The sequence below is a fragment of the Microcella sp. genome (assembly GCF_033763155.1).
Lineage (GTDB): Bacteria > Actinomycetota > Actinomycetes > Actinomycetales > Microbacteriaceae > Microcella.
This window is the reverse complement of sequence record NZ_JANRKZ010000244.1, coordinates 1-2,614: the sequence shown is the minus strand read 5'-3', so window position 1 is coordinate 2,614 and position 2,614 is coordinate 1. Positions and strand designations below refer to the sequence as shown.

Genomic DNA, 2,614 nt, shown 5'->3' with positions numbered 1-2,614 from the left:
CGTCGGCGCAACGCTCATTTCCAACTTCTCGTGGATCTTCTACATCTTTGGCGCCCTGCTGTTGCTGCTCGCCTACCGCCAGGCCTTTGGCTCGCACGAGACTGACCCGCAGAACATCGGCATTGTGAAGTTCGCCCGCCGGCACCTGCCGTTCGTCGATCAGTACCACGGGGACAAGCTCTCGGTGAAGCTCGACGGCAAGCGGTTCTTCACTCCCATGCTGCTCGTGATCGTGGCCATCGGCTTTGTCGACCTCATCTTTGCGGTCGACTCGATCCCCGCGATCTACGGTCTGACCGAAGAGGCCTACATCGTCTTCACGGCCAACGCCTTCGCGCTCATGGGATTGCGCCAGCTCTACTTCTTGATCGGCGGCCTGCTCGAGCGACTCGTGTACCTCGCCCAGGGTCTCGCGATCATCCTCGCGTTCATCGGCCTCAAGCTCATTTCGCACGCGCTCAAGATCAATGAGTTGCCGTTCATCAACGGTGGCGAGCCCGTGAAGTGGGTGCCCGAGATTCCCATCTGGTTCTCACTGTCGTTCATTGCGACGACGATTCTGGTGGCGACGGTGCTCAGCTTGCTCAAGACACGGAGGGTCCAACTATTGACGGATGCTGCTGCCGAGAGCGCCGACACCGAGAAGAGCACGAAGCACTAATGCTCGAGGCCTGCCCCGCTGATGTCTCTCATCGCGGGGCGGGCCTCGTTAGCGCCAGTGCGGGTAGTGCGCCTCAACCACGTTGGGGTGCGAGCGCACGCGGCTCTTGAGCCAGTTGACGCCAAAGACCGGGTGCAGGGGATTGTTGGGGTCGCGGGTCACGCCCGCGGCCTCAGCCGCCAGCTCGGCCGGCAGCTCGATCGTGGGAATCTCGGCGTCGAGCGCAGGGCCGAAGAAGAACGGTACCGAGATGCGCTCGTCACCCACGGCGGGCGACTGCACGCGATGCAAAGTGGCCTTGAGGTAGCCGTTGGTCGCGATCTCGAGAAGTTCGCCGATGTTGACGACGAAGGCTTCGGGCACGGGCGGCGCGTCGATCCACTCGCCGTCTTTCTCGACTTGCAGGCCGCCCTTGCCGTCTTCGACGTAGAGCAGCGTGAGCACGCCGAGGTCTTTGTGGGCACCGACGCCCTGGGTGCCTTCGGTGCGCTCGCGCCCCGGGTAGCGCGCAATCTTGAGGTGCGGTGAGGCGTTGCCGGCGAAGGCCGCGTCGAAGGTGTCGGCGGGTGCCCCGAGCGCCTCGGCCCACGACCGCAGCAGAGTCACGCTGATCTGGCCGAGGCGTTCCATCCAGTCAACCGTCACGTCTCGCAGCGCCGGCAACTCGGCGGGCCAGAGGTTGGGGCCCTCGAGCGCCCAGAAGTCGGGCACTCCGTCACCGAGCGGAACAGCATCCCGCTCAGCACCAATGTCGATCTGTTCGCGCCAGTCGGTCGCGCCTTGCGTCAGCTCGCCACCCATGCGGGTGTAGCCGCGAAAGTGCGGACTGTGCGTGTTCTCGATCGCAAGCTTGGCCTCAACCGGCAGCGCGAAGAACGCGCGCGCCGTGGCCATCATGCGGTCGAAGAACTCCGGGGGCAGGCCGTGGCCGACGAGGTAGAAGAAGCCGATTTCGTGCGTGGCGCGGCGAAGCTCGTCGCGAAAGCGAGCGGCGTCGTCGGCAGAGCCCGAGAGAAGCGAGAGGTCGAGGATGGGAAGCGTGCGCATGAGAGGTGTCCTGTTCGTCTGAAGGCGGTTGTCGGGGCGGGCGCGAAGAGGGCGCACCGGGGAACTAGTTCGCGAAAAGGCTCGAGTTCGCGAGAACTAGCGACAACAACAACAACAGAACAGCGCGTTCATGATGCGTCGACCTTAGCAAAACTCGTCACTGATCAAAACCCAGGTTCGCCCCTCGACCGACGCGCTCAGGAGACCATCGAGAATCGTCGAGGGCACACACCGGCGGCATACAGCCACGAGTTCTACCCTGACGACATGACCACGCTGACGGATGCCCCTCTGACGATGCTCGACGGCCGCTCGACCTCGTTCGCTGAGTTTGCGGGCAAGGTCGTTCTCGTGGTGAATGTCGCCTCCCGCTGCGGACTTGCCCCGCAATATGCCGCACTCGAAACCCTGCAGAAGACCTACGGCGACCGCGGATTCACCGTGCTCGGCGTGCCGTCAAATCAGTTTCTGCAAGAGCTGTCGAGCGAAGAGAAGATCGCCGAATACTGCAGCACGACCTGGGGCGTGACCTTTCCGATGACCGAGAAGACCAAGGTCAACGGCAAGAAGCGTCACCCGCTCTACGCGGAGCTCGTCCACGCGCACGACGAGCACGGAGTGGCCGGCCCCGTCACGTGGAACTTCGAGAAGTTCCTCGTGCTGCCCAGTGGCGCGGTGCACCGCTTCCGCCCCAACGTGAAGCCCGACGCGCCCGAGATCGTGGCGCTCATCGAAGCGAACCTGCCGCACTAGTCGTGCGCTAGATGTAACGACCCGTGAGGTTGTGAACGCGGCAAGCGGGCGTGTGACCGTCGAGGGCGCTGTGGGGTCGTCGGCGATTGTATTCCTCGAGCCAGTCAGCGTAGGTCGCTGATCGGGCCTCGTTCGAGGTGTAGTTCGCTGCGT

4 protein-coding genes are annotated in these 2,614 nt (G+C 63.8%); 2 read left to right on the top strand and 2 right to left on the bottom strand.

Features of this window, described 5'->3' with window-relative positions; all coding sequences use genetic code 11:
- Window positions 1-661, top strand: a 661-nt coding sequence (locus SFU54_RS10580; protein ID WP_413466604.1) for a TerC family protein, incomplete at its 5' end; no start/stop codon positions are given.
- Between the two features lie 48 nt (window positions 662-709).
- Here SFU54_RS10580 and SFU54_RS10575 read toward each other — a convergent pair.
- Entirely contained in the window at window positions 710-1,708 is a 999-nt protein-coding gene (locus SFU54_RS10575; RefSeq protein WP_319016238.1) for an isopenicillin N synthase family dioxygenase, read from the bottom strand.
- A gap of 267 nt (window positions 1,709-1,975) precedes the next feature.
- On the opposite strand from SFU54_RS10575, the gene SFU54_RS10570 reads away from it, so the two are divergent.
- On the top strand, window positions 1,976-2,461 hold the full coding sequence (locus SFU54_RS10570) for a glutathione peroxidase (protein WP_319016237.1): 486 nt from the start codon (window positions 1,976-1,978) through the stop codon (window positions 2,459-2,461).
- Window positions 2,462-2,468: 7 nt separating this feature from the next.
- Here SFU54_RS10570 and SFU54_RS10565 read toward each other — a convergent pair.
- Window positions 2,469-2,614: integrase core domain-containing protein (locus SFU54_RS10565; protein ID WP_319016239.1), on the bottom strand; the 146-nt coding region annotated here is incomplete at its 5' end.

Coding starts and splice junctions, on each gene's coding strand:
- SFU54_RS10575 (WP_319016238.1), bottom strand. CDS start 1,708: ATGCGCACGCTTCCCATCCTCGACCTCTCGCTTCTCTCGGGCTCTGCC.
- SFU54_RS10570 (WP_319016237.1), top strand. CDS start 1,976: ATGACCACGCTGACGGATGCCCCTCTGACGATGCTCGACGGCCGCTCG.